Source organism: Bacillus sp. FSL W8-0920 (genome assembly GCF_038593215.1).
In the GTDB taxonomy this organism is placed as follows: Bacteria; Bacillota; Bacilli; order Bacillales; family Bacillaceae; genus Bacillus; species Bacillus pumilus.
Map to the genome: position 1 here is coordinate 1,336,499 of NZ_CP151974.1, position 23,908 is coordinate 1,360,406.

Here is a 23,908-nt window from a genome sequence, read left to right on the forward strand (position 1 = left end):
TAAAAGTTTGACTTTATTTGACCAATGAATGTTAAAGAAAATGGTCTGTTGTTTGACCATCTTTGACTATAGTATACTCTGACCTATTTTGACTTTCAACTGTTTTGCTCAAAGGCGGGTGAAAATCCTTTTTTGCATTTAATCATGGTTTGTCCTTCTTTTCAAGGAACTTGTCTCATAGGATAAAAAAAGACAATCGAAAGTGATGGGTGCGGAGGGGTCACATGAAACGTTCAAATGAATCCGCTTTTCAGCTTGCCTTTGTATATGTAGGAACAGTGGTTGGAGCTGGGTTTGCGACCGGAAAAGAAATCGTAGAATTTTTTGTTCGTTTTGGCTGGATTGGATTATTCGGAATCTTGATTAGCGGCGCTATTTTTACTGGACTTGGGGCAAAAATGATGCTCATTTCTAAACGAATTGAAGCAGAGTCTTATCAAGATATGAACCGGTTTCTATTTGGCGCAGCTGCAAGCAGGTATATTAATGTCGTCATGTTTTTTATTTTATTAGGCGTCACTTCAGTGATGATTTCTGGCGCAGGTGCTATATTTGAAGAGCAGCTTGGCATATCGAAGGAATATGGGATCTTTTTGACGATCATTCTGAGCGTGATTGTGCTTTTGAAAGGATCAAAAGGATTATTTGGTGTCAATGTTCTCGTCGTCCCAATGCTTATTTTCTTTTCAATGATTGTGTTTCTTGATTCATTCGTTTTTAGCAGTAGTGAAAGTTATGTTCTTGCGCTGCAAATGGGTGAGGGAGAGTGGATTTTATCAGCTATCTCATATGGTGCTTTTAATTTGGCACTTTCTCAAGCAGTGTTAGTGCCCGTCGCAAATGAAATGACCTCTGAAGCGGTGATTAAAAAGGGAGCTGTGCTTGGGGGCGTCATGCTGACAATTATTTTATTTGTATGCTTTTTATCTCTTTCTTCATTAGATATGCTGGAGGCGTTTGATATTCCAATGGCTCAGGTCGTGTATCAAGTAGCAAATTCCATTCACCTCATTTATTTATTTGTGATCTTCGGCGAAGTCTTTACATCCGTCATAGGCAATTTATATGGACTTGAGAGACAAGTGAGGGCGTATATACGAATGAACAGTGTCTTGACAATATCCCTTATTCTCTTATGCTGCTATGTGATTAGTAAAATTGGTTACGGTACATTGATATCAACAGTTTATCCTATTTTTGGCTATGTGAGCATCTTTTTTATCCTCTTTCTTTTTCTAAAAAAAGTGCCTGCATCACATGATAAGTAAAGAAAGGATAGCCTGCATGGAAAATATGTGGTACACTATCCTCTGTGAAAATTGAACAAAAATCCGTGTAAACGGGAGAGGTTCTAGCAAAACCCTCTATAAAAAACTAAGGACTTGCCGTATCCTTGGATGTGGCATTTTTTATTTTTTATGGCTGGGACACCTCATACACATGTAAAGGTGTCTTTTCTTTTGAGAAAAATAGGGGTTTTCATGAGCCTTTCAGATGCAGCTTTGTACGAGTGTATAGATCTGCAAAAGGAGGAGAACAGAAGATGAAAAATGAAAAAGCAGTCGTTGTCTTTAGCGGGGGACAAGACAGTACGACATGTTTATTATGGGCACTTCAACAATTCGAAGAGGTAGAAACCGTGACCTTTCATTATAATCAGCGTCATCAAGAAGAAATTGATGTCGCCAAAAGAATTGCTGACAAGTTAGGTGTGAAGAACCATCTATTAGATATGTCTCTTTTGAATCAGCTGGCACCAAATGCTTTAACAAGAGATGACATTGACATTGAGGAAAAAGAAGGAGAGCTGCCTTCCACATTTGTACCAGGAAGAAACTTAGTGTTCTTATCCTTCGCTTCTATTCTTGCGTATCAGATCGGTGCAAGACATATTATCACAGGTGTATGTGAAACAGACTTTAGCGGCTATCCAGATTGCCGTGACGAGTTTGTAAAATCTTGTAATGTCACAGTGAATTTGGCGATGGAAAAACCATTTGTCATCCATACACCGCTCATGTGGCTCAATAAAGCAGAAACATGGAAGCTAGCAGACGAGCTGAATGCATTAGATTTTGTGAAAAATGAAACGCTCACTTGCTATAATGGCATCATGTCTGATGGCTGCGGGGAATGTCCTGCGTGTAAGCTTCGGAAAAAGGGCTATGACACTTATATGGAAATGAAGGAGGCAAAATAAATGCTTTCTCAAATCTATCCACAAACGAATCATCCATACTCATTTGAATTGAACAAGGATATGCATATATCAGCTGCCCATTTCATCCCAAGAGAGGATGCAGGTGCTTGCAGCCGTGTACATGGTCACACGTACACCATCAATATAACCATTGCTGGAGATGACCTAGATGAATCAGGTTTCCTTGTCAATTTTAGTACACTGAAAAAACTTATTCATGGACAGTATGATCACACGCTGCTCAATGATCATGAGGAATTCTCATCAACCGATCCATACGCGATGCCTACTACAGAGGTTGTGGCAAAAACAGTCCATGACAAAGTCGCAGCATATTTATCGACTTTAGCAAATAAACCAGTATGTGTTCAGGTCTTTGTTAGGGAGACACCAACAAGCTACTGCATTTACCGGCCGAAACGAGTTGAACACAATGGCTAAAGCAATTCCTGTATTAGAAATCTTTGGTCCGACCATTCAAGGAGAAGGGATGGTCATTGGACAAAAAACCATGTTTGTCAGAACGGCTGGCTGTGACTACTCTTGCAGCTGGTGTGATTCCGCCTTTACTTGGGATGGATCAGCAAAGCATGACATTCAGTGGCTTCACGCAGAGGACATTGTCAAGGAATTAAAAAGAATAGGCGGACAGGCTTTTTCTCATGTCACCATTTCAGGGGGAAACCCTGCGCTTTTAAAACAAATGGAATCACTTATTGATTTGCTACACGAAGAAGGAATTGATACAGCGCTTGAAACACAAGGGACAATGTATCAGGACTGGTTTTTGAAAATTGATGATTTAACCATTTCTCCGAAGCCACCAAGCTCAAATATGAAAACAGATTTCGCGAAACTCACACGTATCATAGATGAGCTGAAAAACGGAAATAGATTGCAGCATGCAAGCCTGAAGGTCGTGATTTTTGACGATCATGATTTAGCCTATGCAAAGGATGTTCATGCGAAATATCCAGAGCTTCCTTTTTATTTGCAGGTAGGAAATGATGACACGACAACAGGTGATGATGCGTACTTATTGACGCACTTATTAAAGAAGTATGAAGCGCTTGTCGATCAAGTAGCGCAAGACCCAGACTTAAATCGCGTAAGAGTGCTGCCGCAGCTGCACACATTATTATGGGGCAATAAACGAGGCGTATAGAAAGGAAGAGACGACATGACGACAAGAAAACCAGAAGAATTAGAAGGTGTCACTTTACTAGGAAATCAAGGAACCAATTATTTGTTTGATTATGCACCACAAGTGCTTGAAACATTTCCGAATAAACATACAAATAGAGATTATTTTGTGAAATTCAACTGCCCAGAATTTACGTCACTTTGTCCGCAAACAGGTCAGCCGGATTTTGCGACAGTTTATATCAGCTATATCCCAAATGAAATCATGGTTGAAAGTAAATCATTAAAATTGTATTTGTTCAGCTTCCGTAACCATGGTGATTTTCATGAGGATTGTATGAATATTATTATGAACGATCTCATTGAATTGATGGACCCAAGATACATTGAAGTATGGGGCAAATTTACACCAAGAGGCGGTATTTCAATTGACCCGTACACGAACTACGGAAAACCTGGTACCAAATATGAAGAAATGGCTTCATATCGCATGATGAATCATGATATGTATCCTGAAACGATTGATAATCGCTAATAAAGGAAAAGACATGCCTAATGACATGTCTTTTTTTATGGGTTTGAATGGGATGAATTAGATTGAAGTGATAAAAAAAGAGAAGAGTCATGTCGCTCTCCTCATAAAAATGGGAATAGAACTTGCTAGGACGGCTGGGGGCTACCAGCTCGTAAATTTATTATACATGGCAGAACGTATGTTTGTAAAGGTAATTTGTGTTTTTTGCTTATCTTATTTGCTTTGAGATAAAATAGAGGCAATGAACGAATAACGGAGGCGTTTGAGTTGGCAAACAAAGAAGAAAAGACAGAGAAGCTGCTGATGGAACTAAAAGAAGAGCTTCAAATGCTCGAACATCAAAACAAAGAACGATATAAATGGAGTGCCTCCACATTGCTTGGAGTGATTGCACTTTTAATCGATAAAGGCGTTATCACCCCAGAGGAAGTTGACATGTACAAAACGAAAGCGGAAATGCAAACCTTTCATACGCAAAAAGACTGACACTAGTACAGGTGAAATAATAAGAAAAGGACATAACAAATTGATGAATCAATTTATGTTATGTCCTTATTTCTGCATCTATTTTTATGGTATTAAACAAGTTTATACATTAAAACATCGTCCCAGTATTCATGTTCACTTATTTTAAATTCTTTTATTTTACGACCTTCTTCTCTGAATCCCATCTTTTTGTACAAAGAAATGGTCTTTTGATTTGTAGAGAATACGGCTAAACTAACCTTTTCGATCGAAGGATTCATTTCTGCCCAATTTAATAACGCTGTTAGCAACATTTCCCCTACGCCTAAACCTCTAAAGCTCTTATGAACCATCAAACCAAATGAACCTGCGTGGGCAGTTCTTTTTCTATTTGATCCATTTTCAAATGCTATAAACCCAATGACTTTTCCGTCTTTTTGAGCAACTATGTACGTTTCGTTTTCGTTCTCTATTCTTTTTTGTATCCAAGCCTTGTGTTCTAAAAGGGTTTTTTTGTTTTCTTCAGGCGTTGTAAGTAAATAATCTGATTCAGCAATCACTGATGACTGTATGTCTAAAGTAGTTTCAGCGTCTTCCATATTCCCAAAACGCACAATGATATCATTTGAATTTTGCATTTTAGTTTCTCCTGTCTAGAGCTAATACTGCATCTCATCACTTTATAAAAATAGAAAGTTGTCTGAAATACTATTCACCTTTTCAACAAATAAATGAACAGCTTTGCTTCGTATTTACGTATGTATCGATAGTCTGAATTGAGGATTGCAAATTAATGTACGGAGTCTTTGATGATTTTATAGTTTTTATGATTAACGACTGTTAGTGAATCCAGTTCTAAATCTCTATAGTTGTCCATAATGGTGACATCCACAATGACAGAGTTTTCATTCACTTTTTCAACTACACCTGTTAAACCATTTCTAAATTCGATCACATTTCCAATTTTTGCAATCTTCAACCGATCCCTCTCCTTTAAAAACAGATTTCATTCCCTATTAAAAAGTATTTTGCAATATTTTCATACCAATGTAAAGGATAAAGACGTTTTTGTTTCGTTTTCGTTGTATGCTTTCCTAACGGATGATATATTTAATATTTGATGATGGCTGTAAAGGAGCGGTTTATTTGACGGAAGAACAAATGCTCACAATACTTGAATCGTTACGAAATGGGACAGAAAAGCAAGTGACCATTCAGAAAGATGATTTTTTAACGTTTCGTTCGATCTTGGTGAATCAAGATGATTTTAAGTATTTTCGCGGGATTGCGAAACATGGTGGAGATGTTATTTTTGAATATCTTACAGAAGCAAGAAGCTAAAGCTTTTTCTCATGAATGAGAGAAAGCTTTTTTATTTTAGTTCTTTTGTCACACTTCAAACGAGCTTGATACATCTGAAAAGAAAATGTAATAACCCATAATCAGGAGCATAAGGATGATGATAGGCGGAAAAGGGGTCTTTTTAAGCGCTAACAATTCCAGTTGATACGCAATTCAACTAGGACATGCCATTTAATGACGGAATTTGGTTAGGCATGCAAATCTTTGTGCGTGAAAATAGAAGGAGCTCTTGTTAGAGTGGACAAGTATCTTACCGCCTACTTTAATTAAAGGAGGAATGAGGCGAATGATGAAAATTCATACCGCTCTTTTTGTCATCCTTATGCTAATCGCAGCCATGAAGATGGACAACATACAAGAGCAGCAAGGCACATTAAGTCACGAACTTTCACAAGCACCTGTTAAGCATGAGCTTTCATATATAGATCAAGATGAACACGATCAAGTCATCCCAGCATTTTCAGAGGAGAAGCGTCAGCCGAAAGTCAAAATGCTAAGTACGTCTTCAGAAAAAATGTCTTCAAAACCGAAGCAAAAGAAAAGAGTAAAATCAGAAACGACGAACGAGGAAAGCGCCAAACGCTATTCTAATGAGGAAATGGAACTGCTCTCACGATTGGTACATGCTGAAGCGAAAGGTGAATCTTACGCAGGTAAAAAAGCTGTGGCAAGCGTCGTCTTAAACAGGGTGGAGCATCGCTCTTTTCCTGACAGTGTCAAAGGTGTTATTTATCAGCGAAATGCTTTCCAGCCAGTATCGAATGGAAGCATTCATGATAAAGCAGATCAAGATTCTGTTAAAGCTGTGAAGCAAGTAGTGAAAGAACATGACAGAACAACAAAGGCCATTTATTTTTATAATCCCAAAACGGCAACAGATAACTGGATTCGTTCTCGCAAAATTGTAGAACGTATCGGTCGTCACGTATTTGCTGTATAAAGAAATGAAGCGATCAATCAGATCGCTCTTTTTTTTGTCTTCATTTATCAAAATATTTTCAGGACTTGTCTCATAGAATGTGAAAAGAATTTGCTTTAGATAAAGGGGAGGCTACATGAATCGATTTGTAAAAGGGGTCATTCTGCTATCTGTCGCAGCTTTCATTGCGGAGTGTATAGAGTTTTTAGTCAATATGATTTTAGCGAGAGAGCTTGGAGAACATGGAATGGGTCTATATATGAGTATCCTTCCAATCATCATGCTGGTCCTCGTGATTGCCAGCTTAGAGCTGCCAGTCTCCATTTCTAAATTCATTGCAGAATCGCATGAGCGGCTCCATAAAAGTATGCTCCGCCATGCGTTTAAAATGACGCTTGTGGTGACATGTACAACAACGGGGATCGCTGCGATTGTCCTGCCGTTCATTCCAGTGTTTCAGTCGTATCATCCGCTCATGAAAGGGCTTGTGCTGTCTCTTATTCCAATTATTGCGTTTACCTCGATTGCACGCGGCTATTTTATGGGAAAGCAGCAAATGGGCAGGATCGCTCTTGCCAATATGCTGAAGAAAACGATCCAGCTTATCTGCCTGTTTTTGTTCTTCCATTGGTATTCGTTTGATATTGAAACAGCGGTACTCATTGCCATTGGTGTCATTGTCGCGAGTGATCTTGTCGTCTTTATTTATTTATACTCCCAATACGTCATGGCGAAAAATGCTGTCAATGTCAGGTCTGTTGAATTAAGAGGAATTGACGTGAGAAAGCGCCTATTAGCTGTCTCCATTCCAACAACGGGCATGCGGATTTTTCATGCGATCGCAAATGCGATAGAACCGTTTTTAATCAAAGGTGCCCTTATTGCTGCAGGCATCTCTGGCACACTTGCTGTTGATCATTACGGCATGCTGGCTGGTGTCGCGATGTCGATCGGTTTTTTCCCTGCATTTATCGCTCATTCCATCATGATTGTGATGATTCCGAGTGTATCTGAAGCCTATGCTTTAGGTCAGTATGCCCTTGTGAAAAAACGTGTCAGGCAGGCAATAATCATTACGTTTGGGTACGGGGTACCGGCAGTGATGGTGATGTATTATTTTGCTTATCCGCTCACACAGCTCTTTTTTGATTCACCGCAAGCTGCTGTCTACTTACAGCTGCTTTGGCCGTACTTTTTATGCCACCTGTTTGTGATGCCATTTCAAGCGTGCTTAATCGGTATGGGGCTCATTAAAGATGTGTTCCTACATAATATATGGGTGCATGTCGTCTCGTTTTCAATGGTGTATTTTCTCGGGTCAATTGAAAGCTTGAATATGATGGGGGTTATATTAGGGATGAATACGGGCATGCTCCTCTTGACTGCACTGCATTATGCGACGATTTGTAAGGAGCTTGGCGTTTCCATGTTTCTTAGAATGAAAAAAGCTTGAATGTCCTCTTCGTCGAGCGGGCAAGCTATAAGAAAACTGGGAAGGAAGATCCTGATGAATCGTAAATATCTACCCGCCAGTCTTCTTATAATGACCCTGCTTCTATTACTCATAGGCAGCGAGGCTGAAGCGAAAGAGCCCGTTATGGCGCCAAGGATAGAGGCTCGTGCATTAACTGGTGAAAAGCAGATGATTCCGGCGAAAGGAAAAAAGACCATTTTGCATTTTTGGACAACATGGTGCCCGTCCTGCAAAATGGAGCTGCCCGTATTTGACCAGATCGTGAAAGAAAATCAGAGTGATGTTGATATCTTAACGGTGAATTTACTAGGGGCTGAACAAAGTAAACATGCGGTTGCCCAATTTGTGAAAGACAGAAAGTTTACATTCCCGGTCATACTAGATGAGCGAGGGGAAATGATGAAGAGATACCAAATCATCACCATTCCAACCAGCTTTTTGATAAATGAAAAAGGGGAAATTGTGAAAAATCATGTAGGTCCACTGACGAAAAAACAAATCAAGGAGTGGACGGATTTTTAGAACGAAACATGATTTCAAGAACCAAGGATCATTCCTTTGGTTCTTTTTTGTGTTCAATTGCTTTTCATCTGAATAAACTGTGCTCAGAAGAGATGAAAGGATCTACATCAATAATGATAATTATTATCAAAAAGAAATTATAATAATTATTAATTGAAAATCGGTCAGAACCTGTTATAATGAATAACAGACCTATAAAAAGCTTGAAATAGCAGAAAATATAGATGAAAAAAGGAAACGGGCAACAATTGATGATGTGAAAACCATTATCAATTAGAGAGGAGAAAACAATCATGAATGAGAATACAGCACTTTATCAAACAACAAATCAAAAGGAATCGAAATGGTCCCTTCATCAATGGACACAGCACGGAGAATTAATAGCAGCGGGTATCTCAGGGATTCTCATTTTGGTTGGATGGATGTTAAAGGATGAGAGCATGTGGAGTATTCCTTTATTTATCCTTGCGTTTATAATTGGAGGTTTTGCAAAAGCGAAGGAAGGAATTGAAGAAACCATTTCGTCTAAAAGCTTGAATGTTGAACTTTTAATGATTTTTGCAGCTATAGGCTCAGCAATCATTGGATATTGGGCAGAGGGCGCGATCTTAATTTTTATTTTCTCACTTAGTGGTGCGCTTGAAACGTATACATCAAATAAAAGCAAGAAGGATTTAACAGCTTTAATGAGCATCGCACCAGATGAAGCGACTTTCATTGAAGAAAATGGTACGACCATTCAAGTCTCTGCTTCATCATTAACACCAGGTGACCGTATCATGATCAAAGCTGGGGAACGTATTGCAGCAGATGGTGTGATTTTAAGCGGAAGAACAAGTGTGGATGAATCTGCGCTTACGGGCGAGTCTGTGCCCCAGGAAAAAGGGCAAGGCGAAGATGTGTTTGCGGGAACAGTGAACTTAAATGGTTCCTTAACAGTAGAAGTGACCAAACATAATGAAGAAACGCTTTTCCATAAAATTATTAAACTTGTCGAATCGGCTCAAGAAAGTGTGTCACCAAGCCAGGCATTTATTGAAAAATTCGAAGGTGCGTATGTAAAAGGTGTACTGATCACCGTCGCGATTTTAATGGTTCTGCCTCATTTTGTACTAGGCTGGAGTATGAGTGAAACCTTCTACCGGGCCATGGTGTTTATGGTCGTAGCATCACCTTGTGCGCTTGTTGCATCCATTATGCCAGCTGCTTTGTCACTGATCTCAAACGGCGCAAGAAACGGAATGCTTGTTAAAGGGAGCGTCTTTTTAGAAAAGCTAGGCACTAGCAGCATGATTGCTTTTGACAAAACGGGGACGATTACAAGCGGAAAGCCAGCTGTGGAGCAGGTGGTGATCGCTAAAGGACAAGAGAAAGCGGCCTTTTATCAGGCGCTTTATCAAATTGAAAATCAATCAAACCATCCATTAGCGAAAGCGATCTCTGATATGGCACAAGAGCAACAAATAGAAAGATCAGCTCATGTCACCATTGAAGAAACCTCTGGTTTTGGTGTAAAGGCACAATTGAATGGAGAAACGTGGCGGATTGGGAAGAAAGACTTTGCTGGCAAGGCTTCAATGGACCGCGAGATTGAAGAAACAGGAGAGCATCTTTCTGAAAAAGGATACACAGTGGTGTATGTTCAAAAGGATCAAGAAGTCGTTGGGTGCCTTGGCCTTAAAGATCAAATTAGACCTGAAGCGAAGAAAATGATTCAAGAGCTGAATGATTTAGGCATCCAAACCGTCATGCTGACAGGAGATCAGCAAAAAACGGCTGAAGCCATTGCGCAGGAAGCCGGCATCCAAAAGGTTGTTGCTGGGTGCCTTCCAGATGAAAAGGTACATGAGGTCAATCAACTTAAAAAACACGGTAATTCCATCATCATGGTAGGAGACGGAATCAATGATGCACCGGCACTCGCCACAGCAGATGTGGGGGTTGCGATGGGCGGAGGCACAGACGTGGCTTTAGAAACAGCAGATCTGATCTTAATGAAGAATAATTTAAATAACTTAACGAAGATGATCCGTCTTTCAAGAAAGATGAACCGAATTATTAAGCAAAATATTATTTTCTCATTAACGGTGATTTGTTTGTTAATTTGTGCGAATTTCTTACAAGTGCTTGATTTGCCTTTTGGCGTCATCGGGCATGAAGGAAGTACGATTTTGGTCATTTTAAATGGACTGCGTCTGCTTCGTGCATCTTAAGCAAATCATCATAGCGCACTTGGCTTCTGCCAGTGCGCTTTTGTGCGAAATAAAGCAAAAACTGATACAATAGATCAGTAGTAAAACGTGTGAGGAGGATCACGATGAACCGAATGAAGAGCTTGTCTTCTTGGCTAAAGGAAAAAGACATTCAAGGTGCATTTATACATACAAAGGAAAATGTGTTTTATCTATCTGGATACTTCACAGAGCCGCATGAAAGAGTAATGGGGCTGTTTGTGTTTCAAGAGGCAGATCCATTTTTTATTTTGCCTAAAATGGAAGTCGAGCAGGCGAAAAATGCTGGGTGGTCAGGCGATATCATTGGTTATGAAGACCATGAGAATCCATTTGATTTTATTCAGTCAGCAGTAGAAAAACGCGGTGTAAGAGCAACTCGACTTGCAATTGAAAAAGAGTCGATTCCGCTTCAAAGAGCAGAACAGCTTCAAGCTGCCACTGGGGCAGAAACTTTTGTCCGGGCAGAAGAAGAGCTCAATCAGCTGAGGCTGATTAAAGATGAATCTGAAATTGCTACACTGAAAAAAGCAGCTCAATTGGCAGATGAAGGGGTAAAAATTGGGGTGAACGCCTTAAAAGAAGGAGTCACCGAAACAGAAGTGCTCGCTGTCATTGAATATGAGCTAAAGAAAAAAGGCATTCAAGGCATGTCCTTTTCGACGATGGTTCTCTTTGGCGAAAAATCAGGAGAGCCTCACGGAAATCCAGGACAGGCAGCCTTAAAAAAAGGCGACTTTGTGTTATTTGACCTTGGAGTCATTGTTGATGGGTACTGCTCAGACATTACAAGAACATTCATCTATCAGGAAGCTACTGATCAGCAAAAGGACATCTATCAAACCGTCCTGAACGCAGAAATGGCAGCACTAGAAATGAGTAAGCCGGGTGTGAGAATTGGGGACCTGGACTTAAAAGCACGCGGGCTGATCACAGAAGCTGGATATGGGGACTATTTCCCTCACCGCCTTGGGCATGGTCTAGGGGTGTCTGTTCATGAGTTTCCTTCGATGAGCCAGGCAAATGATGATCTTCTCCAAGAAGGCATGGTGTATACGATCGAACCTGGGGTCTACGTCCCAGGAGTCGGCGGCGTCAGAATTGAAGATGATGTATTGATCACAGCAGACGGTCCAGTCACTTTAACCAATTATCCGAAAGAGCTGACGATCATCAAGTAATAAAAAAATCACGATGAACGTCCATGTCTTGGAAGTGTCATCGTGATTTTTTGTCACTCTTTTCGATCCTGATCAACAAAAAAATCATCAATTGATTCAAACGGTTTGATTTTATGTTCTTTTCCTAAAGGATGTAGTGCAAAACGAGCAGAAAACAAAACAGTCATACATAATATAATCCATATGATGAAACCCATCTTGAATTCCCCTTTCCATCCAGTGATTTGTTCAGCTCACATACATCTTAAAGTATGAAACGCTTACCATAGCAAGAGAAAGTAGGAGAAAAAATGGCAAACATAAGGGAGATTGCGAAAAGAGCGGGCGTATCTGTGACAACTGTATCACGTGTGTTGAATGATCATCCTTATGTCAAAGAGGAAAAACGAGAACGTGTTCTACATGCGATGAAAGAGCTCAAATATACGAGAAACATTCAAGCTGTCCATTTAGCAAAGGGCTATTCAAATATGCTTGGCATCGTTCTTCCGACGATTGAACACTCTTATTTCAGCGGCCTTGTCACAGGTATTGCAGAAAAAGCACAGGCGCACGGTATGCATTTTGCTTTATTTCAAACGGGGTATGATCCATTAAAAGAAAAAGAAGCGTTAATGAGTTTAAAAGAACGCCGTGTGGATGGTTTAATATTTTGTTCAAATGCGTTAAGTGATGGGCATATTTTAAAGTGGCAGGAATCTGGGCCGATTATATTTTGTCATCCCACGCCGCATGATACATGCTCAACAGTGTCAATTGCACATGATCAAGCATTTAAGGAAGGCCTGCATCATTTGGCAGCATGCGGCCATCAACGAATTGCGATTGTTCTCGCCAGAACAGAAGGAGCGAATAGCGAGTCGCGCCTTCAGGCTTATCAAGACATGATGAAATCGCTCGGGCAGGAGATTGATGAAGAATGGATCATCGAAGGGAAACTAACACTTTTTGATGGAAAACAATTATTTACAGAGTGGCAGGAGATGAAGAATCGCCCCACAGCATTATTCATCACAAATGATGACGTATCAGCAGGCTTTTTATTAGAGGCGCAGCGTCATCATATAAAAGCAGAAGAAACTCCAGCCATACTGAGCTTTCAATTTAACCAATTAAGTGAGGCTTTGGGGATTTCCAGCATTGATATTCCGCTGAAACGAATGGGTCAGGAAGCGTTTGACTTGTTCGATCGGGCCATAAAGGGAGAGATGCCAGAGAAAAGAATGCTGCCATTTCGCCTGATCGAGCGATCAACCACCGTTTTCAAAAACAATCGTTGACGCACGTTTCATCTGTTTTGTACGATAAGAGGGATTGAATAAGAAGGAGGTGGGGATGTTCATGGAATCCTTCACCGTTGATAAAGCGTTAAATAATAATGTCATCATTGCAAGACACCCTTCTTTGGGCGAAGTAGTTCTGATTGGGAAAGGAATCGGCTTCGGGAAAAAATCGGGTGATGTTCTCGATCAAGATACATTTGAAAAAATGTTTGTCCTTAAAAATACAAAGGAACAAACAGAATATAAACAACTGCTTCACCACATTGATGAGAACATGATCGAGCTTGCCAATGACGTCATTTATCATATACGAGAAAAAATGGGACACCGTTTGAATGAGCATATTCATATTGCCCTGACTGACCATATTGCCTTTAGTTTTAAGCGGGTGCAGCAAGGATATGATATCACCAATCCCTTTATGCTTGAGACGAAGTCGTTGTATCCGAAAGAATACGAGGTCGCAAAGGAAGTCGTTGAGCTCATTAACGAGCGTCCTGATGTCGAAACAAAGCTGCCAGAAGGAGAGATTGGCTTTATTGCGCTCCATATTCACTCAGCTTTAACGAATCGGCCATTATCTGAGGTGAACCGTCATTCGCAGCTCATCACGCAAATGGTCCAAGTCATAGAAGATTCATTTCATATGAAAGTAGACAGAGAAAGTATTCATTATTTACGCTTATTGCGCCATATTACGTTTTCGATTGAGCGTATTAAACGGGAAGAATCTTTAGAGGAGCCAGAAAAATTGCTTCATCTATTGAAAAATGAATATCCTTTATGCTACAATACTGCTTGGAAAATGATCAAAATATTACAACATGCATTGAAAAAGCCTGTACAAGATGCAGAGGCTGTCTACCTAACCCTTCATCTGTACAGATTGACAAATAAAATTTCATAGTTTCCTTGAAACGTGTAACTGATTCGATCAGGCATGAGTGACTTAAGGTAAATACAGGATAAGATCCTGTTATTTGCGCAACCTTATATCACCATGCCTTTTTTTGTGTTTGAAAGTGAAATGTAAACGGTTAACTATGAAATGTATGTCAGGGAGCGTCCCGCTTGTATGTTGTAAGCGAAAATAAAAGGAGGTTCAACTAGTGTTTAAATCACTTTTTGGTGTGTTGCAAAAAATTGGACGAGCACTTATGCTTCCAGTTGCGATCCTTCCTGCTGCTGGTATTTTATTAGCACTTGGGAATGCGATGCAAAATCCGCAGCTGATCGATGTGGCTCAATTTTTAAGCAATGATACAATTCAGCTTGTTGCAAGCGTCATGGAAAATGCGGGGAACATTGTCTTCTCGAATCTTCCGCTCTTATTTGCCGTAGGGGTTGCCATCGGTCTTGCTAATGGAGACGGTGTGGCAGGGATTGCCGCAATTATCGGTTATCTTGTCATGAACGTAACGATGAGTGCCGTATTAATGGCCAACGGATCAATTCCATCCGATTCAATCAAATTGGCTAAGTTCTTTAAGGAAAGCCACCCAGCATATGTTAATATGCTCGGCATACCGACCTTATCTACCGGAGTTTTTGGCGGGATTATTGTCGGGGTATTAGCAGCTTATATGTTTAATAAATTTTACAAAATTGAGCTTCCGCAATATCTTGGCTTCTTTGCCGGTAAGCGTTTTGTTCCAATTGTTACATCTATTTCAGCACTTATTTTAGGGCTTTTGATGCTAGTCATTTGGCCGCCAATCCAAGGTGCACTGAACTCATTTTCAACAGGACTGCTTGCAGCGAATGAGCCGCTTGCTGCCTTTGTATTCGGTGTCATTGAACGCTCATTAATTCCGTTTGGTCTGCACCACATATTCTACGCGCCATTCTGGTATGAGTTCTTTAGCTATAAGAGCTTATCAGGAGATATTATCCGTGGTGATCAGCGTATCTTCATGGCGCAAATCAAAGATGGTGTTCAGCTGACAGCTGGTACATTCATGACAGGGAAATATCCGTTCATGATGTTTGGTCTCCCAGCAGCAGCACTTGCGATTTACCATGAAGCAAAACCAAAGAATAAAAAGCTTGTCGCAGGAATTATGGGATCAGCAGCCCTGACTTCTTTCCTAACAGGGATTACTGAACCGCTTGAATTCTCATTCTTGTTTGTTGCACCAGTGTTATTTGCAATCCACTGTGTATTTGCTGGATTATCCTTTATGATAATGGATATTCTAAACGTGAAAATCGGTATGACCTTCTCAGGAGGATTAATCGATTTCTTCTTATTCGGTATCTTGCCAAACAGAACCGCTTGGTGGCTTGTGATTCCAGTTGGTCTCGCACTTGCTGCTATTTATTACTTCGGATTTAGATTCGCCATTCGCAAATTTAATCTGAAAACGCCAGGCCGCGAGGATGAAGCAGCTGACGGTGCAGATAGTCCTAAGTCTGAAAAGGGTAATGACTTACCTTATGAAATTCTTGAAGCAATGGGTGACCAAGAAAACATTAAACACCTTGATGCTTGTATTACGCGTTTACGTGTCACTGTTAATGATCAGAAGAAAGTGGACAAGGACCGCTTGAAAAAGCTTGGTGCTTCAGGAGTTCTCGAAGTAGGGAACAACATCCAAGCCATCTTCGGTCCTCGCTCTGATAATTTAAAAACACAAATGCAGGACATCATTGCAGGCCGCACGCCTCGTCCAGCGAAAGACCCTTCTGCAAAAGAAGAAGTCAGCCAGCAGGTCGAAGAGGTCATTGCAAAACCGCTTCAAAACGAACTAGGTGAAGAAACCTTTGCATCACCAATTACAGGGGAGCTTCATCCGATTACAGATGTACCAGATCAAGTATTCTCAGGGAAAATGATGGGTGACGGTTTCGCCATCTTGCCAACAGATGGAACGGTGGTTTCACCGGTGAAAGGGAAGATCTTAAATGTATTCCCAACGAAACACGCAATTGGCCTACAATCTGACGGTGGACTTGAAATTTTGATCCACTTCGGTATTGATACGGTCAGCCTCAAAGGAGAAGGATTTGAAGCATTTGTACAAGAGGGAGATCAAGTAGAAATCGGTCAAAAACTCTTAGAGGTTGATATTGATAAAATTAAGTCTGAAGTACCATCTTTAATGACACCAATTGTATTTACCAACTTAAGTGAAGGACAATTTATTGACCTTCAAGAAGCCGGTGAAATCAAAGCTGGTCAAGAAAACATCATGAAAATTTCAAAATAATTTTCATAACTGCCGTTCTTGTTAGATGACAAGCTCGGCAGTATGATATAATATTGTGGATGTATTAATTGTATAAAAAGGAGATTGATAAAAATGGCTCAACAAACATTCAAAGTAACTGCAGATTCTGGAATTCACGCACGTCCTGCAACAGTACTTGTACAAACTGCTAGTAAATATGATGCTGATATCAACTTAGAATATAATGGTAAAACAGTGAACCTGAAATCTATTATGGGTGTAATGTCTCTAGGAATTGCGAAAGGTGCTACAATCACAATCTCTGCTTCTGGTTCTGATGAAAATGATGCACTTGCTGCGCTTAAAGACACAATGAAAAGTGAAGGCCTAGGCGAGTAATGCAACAACTGAAAGGAATCGGTGCTTCAGCAGGCGTTGCGATTGCAAAAGCATATCGTCTGGAAGAACCAGATTTAACAGTTCACCAAAAAGACATCAACGATCCAGAGACAGAAGTGAAGCGTTTTGAAGAAGCAATTCATGTTTCTAAACAAGAACTTGAAGCAATTAAAGAACATGCGCTAAAAGAGCTTGGCCAAGACAAAGCAGATATCTTTTCTGCACACCTTCTTGTGTTAAGTGATCCAGAGCTGCTAAACCCAGTAAAGGATAAAATCAACTCTGATAAAGTAAATGCTGAATTTGCTTTAAAAGAAACAGCGACAATGTTTGTTACGATGTTCGAAGCAATGGACAATGAATACATGAAGGAACGTGCAGCGGATATTCGCGACGTAACAAAACGTGTAATTGGACATTTGCTAGGCGTTGACATTCCGAATCCAAGCATGATTTCTGAAGAAGTGGTCATCATTGCTGAAGATTTAACTCCTTCTGATACTGCTCAGCTAAACAGACAATTCGTCAAAGGGTTTGCGACAGATATCGGCGGTCGTACTTCTCACTCAGCGATTATGGCAAGATCAATGGAGATTCCAGCTGTTGTTGGAACAAAAGAAGCAACAAAAACGGTGAAAAATGGTGATCTGATCATTGTTGATGGTATTAGCGGAGACGTCATCATTCAGCCTTCTGAAGATGAAGTGAAAGCGTATCAAAAAAAGCATGAAGACTATTTAGCTAAAAAAGCGGAATGGGCGAAACTGGTTGACCAGCCAACGGTCACAAAAGACGGCGTTCACGTAGAGCTAGCTGCAAATATCGGAACACCTGAAGATGTAAAAGGTGTGCTTGAAAATGGCGGCGAAGCAGTCGGATTGTACCGTACAGAATTTTTATACATGGGCAGAGATCAGCTTCCTACAGAAGAAGAGCAGTTCGATGCGTATAAAACTGTTTTAGAGAAAATGGAAGGCAAAGCAGTGGTTGTCCGCACACTAGATATTGGTGGCGATAAAGAACTCCCTTACTTGCAGCTTCCAAAAGAAATGAACCCGTTTCTTGGCTTTAGAGCGATCCGCCTTTGCCTCGAAGAACAGGAGATTTTCAGAACACAGCTACGCGCCTTACTTCGTGCAAGTACATATGGAAACTTGAAAATCATGTTCCCTATGATCGCGACGTTATCAGAATTTAGAGAAGCAAAAGCCATTTTACTTGAAGAAAAAGAAGCATTGGTTGCCGCTGGTACAGACGTATCCGATTCCATTGAAATCGGTATAATGGTAGAAATTCCATCAACAGCTGTCATTGCAGACCAATTTGCAAAAGAAGTGGATTTCTTCAGTATTGGAACGAATGACTTGATTCAATACACAATGGCTGCTGATCGAATGAACGAACGAGTGTCTTATCTTTACCAGCCTTACAATCCAGCGATTTTACGTCTGATTACGCTTGTTATTGAAGCAGCGCATAAAGAAGGTAAATGGGTTGGCATGTGCGGAGAGATGGCAGGAGATGAAATCGCAATTCCTCTTCTTCTTGGATTAGGATTAGATGAATTCTCAATGAGTGCAACATCTATTCTTCCAGCAAGAACTCAGCTAAGCAAGCTTTCTAAGGAAGAAGCTGCATCATTTAAAGAGCATATTTTATCACTTAGCACGACAGAAGAAGTGGTTGATTTCGTGAAGAAAACGTTTCAACATAACTAAGTGAATTCAAACCAGACAGTAACCCTGTCTGGTTTTTTTGTCGAATTTTATCATATTGGGTCATATCCGTCAGAGAGAAGGGCATTCTATAAGAAAAATGGAGGTGACCAGATTGCCTTTCTCAGACTATAAACCGGGTGATCAAGTATATGTGATTTATCGAAATCCACATGCAGCAAACGTAGCACAAATCAAAGAAGCAGAAATCGTTTCACATCCATACAACGAAGAGGAGCTTGCCCTATTCTTACTTGAAACGTACCATCCTTTAGCTCCAGATGATGCGGTCTTTCCGACATATGAAGAAGCAGAAGCTCTTTATCAAGATTTATTTGAATAAGGGAGATTTTAGAAAGGATAAAAGCCATCTTGCACGGTTAAAGTAACGGTATGAAAACCTATAAGGTAAGGATGTGCTAAATATGATCAAACCTTTTGTGCCCCAGCTTGTGTACATTGAACCACGGGCGTTAGAGTACCCGTTAGGACGAGAGCTGAAGGAAAAGTTCGAGGGGATGGGTATTGAAATAAGAGAAACGACTTCACATAACCAAGTAAGAAATATTCCGGGTAAAAATGACTTACAAAAGTATCGTAATGCGAAATCAACGCTTGTCATTGGTGTGAGGAAAACGTTGAAGTTTGATACGTCTAAACCATCTGCGGAGTATGCGATCCCATTTGCAACAGGCTGTATGGGGCATTGCCATTATTGCTACCTGCAAACGACGATGGGAAGTAAGCCATACATTCGAACATATGTGAATGTTGAAGAAATATTAGATCAGGCGGAGCAGTACATGAATGAGCGTGCGCCGGATATCACGAGATTCGAAGCTTCTTGTACGTCAGATATTGTAGGAATTGACCATTTGACACATACACTAAAGAAAGCGATTGAATACTTCGGCCAAACTGATCTTGGTAAGCTTCGCTTTGTGACCAAATTTCATCATGTCGATCATTTACTTGATGCAAAGCATAATGGCCGGACAAGATTCCGTTTTAGCATCAATGCGGATTATGTCATTAAATATTTCGAACCTGGAACATCACCGCTTGATCAGCGGATTGAAGCGGCTGTCAAGGTCGCAAAGGCAGGCTATCCTCTTGGCTTTATTATTGCCCCAATTTACATTCATGAAGGCTGGCAGGAAGGGTATAAAGTTCTTTTTGAAAAGCTAGATGCAGCCCTTCCTGAAGATGTGAGGCACGATATCACCTTTGAAATGATCCAGCATCGTTTTACAAAACCAGCGAAGCGTGTCATCCAAAAAAACTATCCGAAATCAAAATTAGAATTAGATGAAGAAAAAAGAAGATACAAGTGGGGTAGATATGGGATTGGGAAATATATCTATCAAAAAGATGAGGAACAAGAGTTAAGGCGGACTTTAGAATCATATATTGATCGGTACTTTCCGTCTGCGAAAATTGAATATTTCACTTAAAGCAAGCCTTTAGGGCTTGTTTTTTCTATTTAAATTTTCTTGCAACTATTGAATGCGGTATCAATTTTGCCGATATACAAAATAAGATACGAAAGTAGGATGTAGGGGTGATGAGATGTTTAAGAAACTTCAAGTGAGAATAGCTGTTTTTATCTCAGTTATTTTAATATTAACCGTTGTGGCAGTTCAAGTGGGTTCCAACATAGTATTGAGACCACTCATTGAACGGGATGCAAAAACGACTACAGCAGCAACAGCAGAAAGCATGAGAGATATTATTGCTCAAAAGCTTGATAATTACGGGGATACAATAAACAGACTGGCAACAAGTACACTGACAAAAGATTTTGCCCAAAAGCAAACAAAACAAACATTAGCCTTTGAAAACGATGAACTAAAAGGCTTGCAGGAGCAGGATGAACTGATCTCACTTGCCTATATAGGAACAAGTGGCGGCAAAATGTTTGCCTTCCCAGAATCTGATTTTGGCGAGGGATATGATCCAACAAAGAGAGATTGGTTTATTAATTCTGCTGAAAAGCCTGATGAAGTCATCTGGACAGATCCGTACATTGATAAAGCAACGAATGAAATGGTTGTCTCAGCCACCAAGGCAATTGTGCGAAATGGAAAGGTTGTTGGCGTCGCAGGACTTGATTTAAAGCTGTCTTCCATTCAATCATATATTAAGGAACAAAAGATCCCTTATATGGGAACTGCTTTCTTAGTTGATGGCAAAGGAACGATTTTGGCACATCCAACTGAGCAAGGAAAAAACATATCAAAAATTGCTTCTGTAAAAAAAGCGATCGACAATTCCGGTATTGATGATAATAAAGAACTGACGGTCATTTCTAAAATCAAAGAGGCAGACTGGACAATAGGTGTCAGCTTTGAGAAAAAGAAACTGCTTTGGATCACAGAACAAATGAATCAGACGAGCATCATTATTTCAGTGATTGCCATTATTCTTGCGATCATTCTCAGTTTCTTATTAGCAAAAAGCATTACAACGCCAATCAAGCGTCTGATCGAGCATGTGCGTAAAGTATCTGAAGGTGATTTAACCAGCTCACTTGAAACGAAATCTCAAGATGAGATTGGTTTCCTAACAAAGAGCTTTAATCAAATGACCGAAGGAATTAGAGAGTTAATTGAAAAAGTGAAAGGGGCTTCAGACCAAGTAGTGACATCAACTGATGAAGTCACACAAATTTCAAATGAAACCTTGCTGTCGAGCGAACAGATTGCAACCGCCATTCAAGAGGTGGCTACAGGGGCATCTAAGCAGGCATCAGATGCAGAAACAATTAATGAGAAATCAGAGCAATTGTATGAGAAAGTGCGCCATATGGGTGAGCTTGCCTCACAAATGCAAACCAACTCAAAATCATCTGAGGATGCAAGCTATAAAGGGCTTGATGCACTTGGTGTGCTCGTTCAAAAATCAACACAAGCGAACGAAGAATCGAAAAAGGTAGAGCAAATGCTGCTAGACCTTGAGCATAAAACGAAAAATATCGAAAACGTGGTGACAGCCATTTCTCAAATCTCGGATCAAACGAATTTACTTGCACTGAATGCAAGCATTGAAGCAGCGAGAGCTGGAGAAAGCGGACGAGGATTTGCTGTTGTTGCAGAAGAAGTCAGAAAGCTTGCTGAACAATCTGCGCAATCAACAAAACACATTAGTGAAACCGTCAAACTCATTCAAAATGAATCGAAGAAGGCGGCTGAAGCGATGACAGCAGCAAGTAAGATGAATGAGGAACAAGGTGACGCCATTAATGCAACAGGTGAGGCACTGAGCAGCATCACAATGGAAATGCAGGCACTTGTCGGTACAATCGACAGCATTCATACACAGATCAATGAAATGACAGAAGAACAGCAGAAGATGAGTGACTCCATTCAAAGCATTGCTGCAATTTCAGAAGAATCGGCGGCTTCAGCTGAGGAAGTGCATGCGTCTACAGATGAACAAGTCCAAGTTTTAGAAAGAACGAAAACCTCGACTGAAATGCTGAACGAATCCAGCAATGCATTACGTCAAGCAGTAGATCGGTTTAAGCTGTAAAGAAGCGAAAAGGAACCTTGCGACGTGAGCAAGGTTCTTTTTGTATGATAAAATAAAGCAAAGGAGGTGTTGACATGAATGTCAATTTATCTGGAAAAAAAGCATTGGTCGCTGCAAGTAGTCAAGGTATCGGAAAAGCGATTGCCTTTGCTCTAGCAAAAGAGGGAGCAGATGTGATGCTTTCAGGAAGACATGAGCACACGCTGACAGAAACGGTGAAAGAATTATCTCCGCTTGTAAAAGGAAAGCTGACTTATCAAGTATGTGATGTGTCTGACGCGCAGCAAATCAAGGCGCTAGTTCAAGCGGCAGCTGGTGATGAGAAGTGTGTAGACATTCTTGTGAACAATACAGGCGGGCCTAAAACAGGGACGCTTGAAACCTTAACAGATGAAGACTGGATGGAATCATTTCAGCTTCATTTACTCAGCTATATTCGATTATTAAAAGAGGCCTTGCCTTATTTGAAAAAACGCGGTGCACGCGTGTTAAACATTGCGTCTATGTCAGTAAAAGAACCGATCCCAGGCTTGATGCTGTCAAATACTTTTAGACCGGCTATTGCCGGCTGGACAAAAACAGCCGCTCAGGAGCTTGCTAAGGATGGGATTTTGATTAATACGTTAGCCCCAGGGAAAATTGAAACAGACCGTGTCAAACAGCTCGACAAGCACCGCGCGCAGGCAGAGCACCAAACGGTTGAAGAAATCAAAGCACAGGCTGAACGTACGATTCCGCTTGGCCGTTATGGGCAGCCAGAGGAATTTGCAGCATATGCAGCCTTTCTTTTATCTGAAGCCAATACATACATGACAGGTCAAACACTTATCATTGATGGTGGATTGACAAAGTCTCTTTAAGGAGGAACAAGTGATGACACAAATCAAAACAGTTGGTTTTATTGGAATTGGTGTAATGGGACGCAGTATGGCAGAACATTTAATGGATGCTGGATATGAAGTTCTCGTTTATACAAGAACAAAAGCGAAAGCAGATGCACTCATTCAAAAAGGCGCATCATGGAAGCCGGAAGTGAAGGAAATTGCACAACATGCAGATGCTGTCATCACAATGGTAGGATATCCATCAGATGTAGAAGAAATCTATTTAGGTGAAGAGGGGCTTGTGGCACATGCTACGCCTGGTACTTATCTGATAGATATGACGACATCGAAGCCTCAGCTGGCAAAAGAAATTGAAGTGAAAGCGAAAGAAAAAGGGCTGTTTGCATTAGATGCACCAGTTTCTGGCGGAGACGTAGGTGCAAAAAATGCAACGCTTGCCATTATGATTGGCGGAGAAAAATCAGCCTATGAAGCGTGTTTGCCCTTATTTGAGAAAATGGGCGAAAACATTCAATATCAAGGACCTGCAGGAAGCGGCCAGCATACCAAAATGTGTAACCAAATTGCGATTGCAGCAGGCATGGTAGGTGTCGCAGAGGCTATGGCCTATGCCGAAAAATCAGGACTTGATCCAGAGCACGTGCTCAAAAGCATCACAACGGGTGCGGCAGGAAGCTGGTCCTTGTCAAACCTTGCACCAAGAATGCTGAAAGGTGATTTCGAGCCAGGGTTCTACGTGAAGCATTTTATTAAAGATATGGGCATTGCACTTGAAGAAGCAGAGCTGATGGGAGAAGAGATGCCTGGGCTCTCACTTGCGAAGTCACTTTATGAGAAGCTGCGCGAACAGGGCGAAGAAAATAGCGGCACACAAAGTATATATAAATTATGGGTGAAATAAAAAAGCCTGTCCTACTTCGGGACAGGCTTTTT

25 protein-coding genes and 1 riboswitch are annotated in these 23,908 nt (G+C 40.6%); of the genes, 22 read left to right on the forward strand and 3 right to left on the reverse strand.

What is annotated here, in order from left to right:
- Positions 1–224 precede the first annotated feature (224 nt).
- The 6 genes from NSS78_RS06575 to NSS78_RS06600 all read left to right on the forward strand — a co-directional run bounded on the left by NSS78_RS06575 (position 225) and on the right by NSS78_RS06600 (position 4,364).
- Positions 225–1,268, forward strand: a complete 1,044-nt coding sequence (locus NSS78_RS06575; protein ID WP_050945166.1) for a hypothetical protein — start codon at positions 225–227, stop codon at positions 1,266–1,268.
- Positions 1,269–1,339: 71 nt separating this feature from the next.
- Positions 1,340–1,384, forward strand: a riboswitch (PreQ1 riboswitch).
- A gap of 159 nt (positions 1,385–1,543) precedes the next feature.
- A complete protein-coding gene (gene queC / locus NSS78_RS06580; protein ID WP_003211973.1) occupies positions 1,544–2,200 on the forward strand; it encodes a 7-cyano-7-deazaguanine synthase QueC in 657 nt (218 codons plus the stop codon).
- Positions 2,201–2,641, forward strand: coding sequence for a 6-carboxytetrahydropterin synthase QueD (gene queD / locus NSS78_RS06585; protein ID WP_003211826.1), 441 nt, complete (start codon positions 2,201–2,203; stop codon positions 2,639–2,641).
- Positions 2,634–3,365, forward strand: coding sequence for a 7-carboxy-7-deazaguanine synthase QueE (gene queE, locus NSS78_RS06590; RefSeq protein ID WP_050945163.1), 732 nt, complete (start codon positions 2,634–2,636; stop codon positions 3,363–3,365). Before queD ends, queE begins: the two co-directional genes overlap by 8 nt.
- Positions 3,366–3,380: 15 nt before the next feature.
- The gene (gene queF, locus NSS78_RS06595; RefSeq protein ID WP_003211403.1) at positions 3,381–3,878 is read left to right on the forward strand and encodes a preQ(1) synthase; all 498 of its coding nucleotides are present in this window, start codon (positions 3,381–3,383) and stop codon (positions 3,876–3,878) included.
- 267 nt (positions 3,879–4,145) lie between these two features.
- Entirely contained in the window at positions 4,146–4,364 is a 219-nt protein-coding gene (locus NSS78_RS06600) for a hypothetical protein (protein WP_044139792.1), read from the forward strand.
- Between the two features lie 92 nt (positions 4,365–4,456).
- Here NSS78_RS06600 and NSS78_RS06605 read toward each other — a convergent pair whose 3' ends face one another.
- Complete coding sequence (locus NSS78_RS06605; protein WP_327840586.1) at positions 4,457–4,981, reverse strand: GNAT family N-acetyltransferase; 525 nt, start codon at positions 4,979–4,981, stop codon at positions 4,457–4,459.
- Between the two features lie 152 nt (positions 4,982–5,133).
- A complete protein-coding gene (locus NSS78_RS06610; RefSeq protein WP_003211747.1) occupies positions 5,134–5,322 on the reverse strand; it encodes a DUF2187 family protein in 189 nt (62 codons plus the stop codon).
- Between the two features lie 167 nt (positions 5,323–5,489).
- Between NSS78_RS06610 and NSS78_RS06615 the strand changes: the two genes are divergently transcribed.
- The 6 genes from NSS78_RS06615 to NSS78_RS06640 all read left to right on the forward strand — a co-directional run bounded on the left by NSS78_RS06615 (position 5,490) and on the right by NSS78_RS06640 (position 12,032).
- Positions 5,490–5,684 (forward strand): hypothetical protein, encoded by a 195-nt coding sequence (locus NSS78_RS06615; RefSeq protein WP_003212409.1) that lies wholly within the window; start codon positions 5,490–5,492, stop codon positions 5,682–5,684.
- A gap of 307 nt (positions 5,685–5,991) precedes the next feature.
- Complete coding sequence (locus NSS78_RS06620) at positions 5,992–6,645, forward strand: cell wall hydrolase (RefSeq protein ID WP_003211234.1); 654 nt, start codon at positions 5,992–5,994, stop codon at positions 6,643–6,645.
- Between the two features lie 115 nt (positions 6,646–6,760).
- Positions 6,761–8,077, forward strand: a complete 1,317-nt coding sequence (locus NSS78_RS06625; RefSeq protein WP_309216599.1) for a polysaccharide biosynthesis protein — start codon at positions 6,761–6,763, stop codon at positions 8,075–8,077.
- A gap of 54 nt (positions 8,078–8,131) precedes the next feature.
- On the forward strand, positions 8,132–8,620 hold the full coding sequence (gene stoA, locus NSS78_RS06630) for an endospore biogenesis thiol-disulfide oxidoreductase StoA (RefSeq protein WP_251190922.1): 489 nt from the start codon (positions 8,132–8,134) through the stop codon (positions 8,618–8,620).
- Positions 8,621–8,913: 293 nt separating this feature from the next.
- Entirely contained in the window at positions 8,914–10,833 is a 1,920-nt protein-coding gene (locus NSS78_RS06635) for a heavy metal translocating P-type ATPase (RefSeq protein ID WP_342468316.1), read from the forward strand.
- A gap of 104 nt (positions 10,834–10,937) precedes the next feature.
- Complete coding sequence (locus NSS78_RS06640; RefSeq protein ID WP_342468317.1) at positions 10,938–12,032, forward strand: Xaa-Pro peptidase family protein; 1,095 nt, start codon at positions 10,938–10,940, stop codon at positions 12,030–12,032.
- Positions 12,033–12,085: 53 nt separating this feature from the next.
- Here the strand turns inward: NSS78_RS06640 and NSS78_RS06645 are convergent, their stop codons facing one another.
- Complete coding sequence (locus tag NSS78_RS06645; protein ID WP_309216603.1) at positions 12,086–12,229, reverse strand: hypothetical protein; 144 nt, start codon at positions 12,227–12,229, stop codon at positions 12,086–12,088.
- Positions 12,230–12,322: 93 nt separating this feature from the next.
- Between NSS78_RS06645 and NSS78_RS06650 the strand changes: the two genes are divergently transcribed.
- The 10 genes from NSS78_RS06650 (at position 12,323) to NSS78_RS06695 (ending at position 23,876) form a co-directional block, all read left to right on the forward strand.
- Positions 12,323–13,312, forward strand: coding sequence for a LacI family DNA-binding transcriptional regulator (locus tag NSS78_RS06650; RefSeq protein WP_342468318.1), 990 nt, complete (start codon positions 12,323–12,325; stop codon positions 13,310–13,312).
- Positions 13,313–13,367: 55 nt separating this feature from the next.
- Positions 13,368–14,222 carry a transcription antiterminator gene (locus NSS78_RS06655; protein ID WP_003212366.1) on the forward strand — a complete coding sequence of 285 codons (855 nt, stop codon included), beginning with the start codon at positions 13,368–13,370 and terminating at the stop codon, positions 14,220–14,222.
- 202 nt (positions 14,223–14,424) lie between these two features.
- Complete coding sequence (gene ptsG, locus NSS78_RS06660) at positions 14,425–16,524, forward strand: glucose-specific PTS transporter subunit IIBC (protein WP_342468319.1); 2,100 nt, start codon at positions 14,425–14,427, stop codon at positions 16,522–16,524.
- A 93-nt stretch (positions 16,525–16,617) separates the two neighbouring features.
- The gene (locus tag NSS78_RS06665; protein ID WP_003211078.1) at positions 16,618–16,884 is read left to right on the forward strand and encodes a phosphocarrier protein HPr; all 267 of its coding nucleotides are present in this window, start codon (positions 16,618–16,620) and stop codon (positions 16,882–16,884) included.
- The gene (gene ptsP, locus NSS78_RS06670) at positions 16,884–18,602 is read left to right on the forward strand and encodes a phosphoenolpyruvate--protein phosphotransferase (protein WP_106029802.1); all 1,719 of its coding nucleotides are present in this window, start codon (positions 16,884–16,886) and stop codon (positions 18,600–18,602) included. The genes NSS78_RS06665 and ptsP overlap by 1 nt, the downstream gene beginning before the upstream one ends.
- Before the next feature lie 97 nt (positions 18,603–18,699).
- Complete coding sequence (locus tag NSS78_RS06675) at positions 18,700–18,942, forward strand: transcriptional regulator SplA domain-containing protein (protein ID WP_044331928.1); 243 nt, start codon at positions 18,700–18,702, stop codon at positions 18,940–18,942.
- An 82-nt stretch (positions 18,943–19,024) separates the two neighbouring features.
- Complete coding sequence (splB, locus tag NSS78_RS06680) at positions 19,025–20,053, forward strand: spore photoproduct lyase (RefSeq protein ID WP_309216606.1); 1,029 nt, start codon at positions 19,025–19,027, stop codon at positions 20,051–20,053.
- Between the two features lie 115 nt (positions 20,054–20,168).
- Positions 20,169–22,130, forward strand: coding sequence for a methyl-accepting chemotaxis protein (locus NSS78_RS06685; RefSeq protein WP_212045809.1), 1,962 nt, complete (start codon positions 20,169–20,171; stop codon positions 22,128–22,130).
- Between the two features lie 74 nt (positions 22,131–22,204).
- Complete coding sequence (locus NSS78_RS06690; RefSeq protein ID WP_106029799.1) at positions 22,205–22,990, forward strand: SDR family oxidoreductase; 786 nt, start codon at positions 22,205–22,207, stop codon at positions 22,988–22,990.
- Between the two features lie 13 nt (positions 22,991–23,003).
- A complete protein-coding gene (locus tag NSS78_RS06695) occupies positions 23,004–23,876 on the forward strand; it encodes an NAD(P)-dependent oxidoreductase (protein ID WP_003211880.1) in 873 nt (290 codons plus the stop codon).
- The last annotated feature ends 32 nt before the right edge of the window (positions 23,877–23,908 follow it).

What these genes read in the sequence shown, in the direction of transcription:
- NSS78_RS06650 (WP_342468318.1), top strand. Translation starts at nt 12,323, where the DNA reads ATGGCAAACATAAGGGAGATTGCGAAAAGAGCGGGCGTATCTGTGACA.
- NSS78_RS06635 (WP_342468316.1), top strand. Translation starts at nt 8,914, where the DNA reads ATGAATGAGAATACAGCACTTTATCAAACAACAAATCAAAAGGAATCG.
- NSS78_RS06640 (WP_342468317.1), top strand. Translation starts at nt 10,938, where the DNA reads ATGAACCGAATGAAGAGCTTGTCTTCTTGGCTAAAGGAAAAAGACATT.
- NSS78_RS06575 (WP_050945166.1), top strand. Translation starts at nt 225, where the DNA reads ATGAAACGTTCAAATGAATCCGCTTTTCAGCTTGCCTTTGTATATGTA.
- NSS78_RS06645 (WP_309216603.1), bottom strand. Translation starts at nt 12,229, where the DNA reads ATGGGTTTCATCATATGGATTATATTATGTATGACTGTTTTGTTTTCT.
- NSS78_RS06675 (WP_044331928.1), top strand. Translation starts at nt 18,700, where the DNA reads ATGGAGGTGACCAGATTGCCTTTCTCAGACTATAAACCGGGTGATCAA.
- NSS78_RS06685 (WP_212045809.1), top strand. Translation starts at nt 20,169, where the DNA reads ATGTTTAAGAAACTTCAAGTGAGAATAGCTGTTTTTATCTCAGTTATT.
- NSS78_RS06665 (WP_003211078.1), top strand. Translation starts at nt 16,618, where the DNA reads ATGGCTCAACAAACATTCAAAGTAACTGCAGATTCTGGAATTCACGCA.
- ptsP (WP_106029802.1), top strand. Translation starts at nt 16,884, where the DNA reads ATGCAACAACTGAAAGGAATCGGTGCTTCAGCAGGCGTTGCGATTGCA.
- stoA (WP_251190922.1), top strand. Translation starts at nt 8,132, where the DNA reads ATGAATCGTAAATATCTACCCGCCAGTCTTCTTATAATGACCCTGCTT.
- queD (WP_003211826.1), top strand. Translation starts at nt 2,201, where the DNA reads ATGCTTTCTCAAATCTATCCACAAACGAATCATCCATACTCATTTGAA.
- queC (WP_003211973.1), top strand. Translation starts at nt 1,544, where the DNA reads ATGAAAAATGAAAAAGCAGTCGTTGTCTTTAGCGGGGGACAAGACAGT.
- NSS78_RS06690 (WP_106029799.1), top strand. Translation starts at nt 22,205, where the DNA reads ATGAATGTCAATTTATCTGGAAAAAAAGCATTGGTCGCTGCAAGTAGT.
- queF (WP_003211403.1), top strand. Translation starts at nt 3,381, where the DNA reads ATGACGACAAGAAAACCAGAAGAATTAGAAGGTGTCACTTTACTAGGA.
- NSS78_RS06655 (WP_003212366.1), top strand. Translation starts at nt 13,368, where the DNA reads ATGTTCATGGAATCCTTCACCGTTGATAAAGCGTTAAATAATAATGTC.
- NSS78_RS06625 (WP_309216599.1), top strand. Translation starts at nt 6,761, where the DNA reads ATGAATCGATTTGTAAAAGGGGTCATTCTGCTATCTGTCGCAGCTTTC.
- NSS78_RS06695 (WP_003211880.1), top strand. Translation starts at nt 23,004, where the DNA reads ATGACACAAATCAAAACAGTTGGTTTTATTGGAATTGGTGTAATGGGA.
- NSS78_RS06605 (WP_327840586.1), bottom strand. Translation starts at nt 4,981, where the DNA reads ATGCAAAATTCAAATGATATCATTGTGCGTTTTGGGAATATGGAAGAC.
- NSS78_RS06620 (WP_003211234.1), top strand. Translation starts at nt 5,992, where the DNA reads ATGATGAAAATTCATACCGCTCTTTTTGTCATCCTTATGCTAATCGCA.
- splB (WP_309216606.1), top strand. Translation starts at nt 19,025, where the DNA reads ATGATCAAACCTTTTGTGCCCCAGCTTGTGTACATTGAACCACGGGCG.
- queE (WP_050945163.1), top strand. Translation starts at nt 2,634, where the DNA reads ATGGCTAAAGCAATTCCTGTATTAGAAATCTTTGGTCCGACCATTCAA.